Below are 591 nucleotides of genomic sequence, written 5' to 3' on the forward strand. Positions count from 1 at the left end.
AGCACCATCTTATTGGGCTGAGCATAGTGTTCACGCAATTTTTGCTCATCGGCAATGATAAATTCAGGATTTAGCTGCATCACTTTCTCATTAATGACTAGGGAAATTGCGGGCACATTAACAGCAGTAAGTATGATTCGCAATCGCGAAAATAACCCTATTTCATTGAGGGAAAGGTGTTCTGGGGAGTTGATAAGTACCTCCCCCGAGAAGGGGGAGGTGGTGCGGGATTAACGGCGTTTACGTCCGGCAATCAGCGCAAGACCGGCCATGACAAAGGTAATAATTCATAATGGGATAGAACCAAAGCGGGCGTAAGGCGTGATGCCAGTCGTCGGTGCAACGTTAACTTCGAGTACTTTGCGTTCAAACTGTGGAATTTCCGCAATCACATTCCCTGAAGCATCAACCGCAGCGGTAACGCCGTTGTTGGTGCTGCGCAGCAGTGGACGACCAAGTTCTAACGCACGCATCCGTGCCATTTGGAAATGCTGCCATGGGCCAATGGAGTGGCCGAACCACGCATCGTTAGACACGGTGAGCAAGAAGTTAGTGTCCGGGCGGAAGTTAGCGCGTACCTGTTCGCCAAGC

Annotated in this window: 1 protein-coding gene; it reads right to left on the reverse strand. The window is 50.3% G+C overall.

The genetic code is table 11. The annotated features are described in order from the left end of the window. Positions 1 to 287 precede the first annotated feature (287 nt). Positions 288 to 591, reverse strand: a 304-nt coding sequence (locus tag M992_RS14275) for a nitrilase-related carbon-nitrogen hydrolase (protein WP_282955651.1), incomplete at its 5' end; no start/stop codon positions are given.

The organism is Moellerella wisconsensis ATCC 35017 (genome assembly GCF_001294465.1).
GTDB classification, from domain to species: domain Bacteria; phylum Pseudomonadota; class Gammaproteobacteria; order Enterobacterales; family Enterobacteriaceae; genus Moellerella; species Moellerella wisconsensis.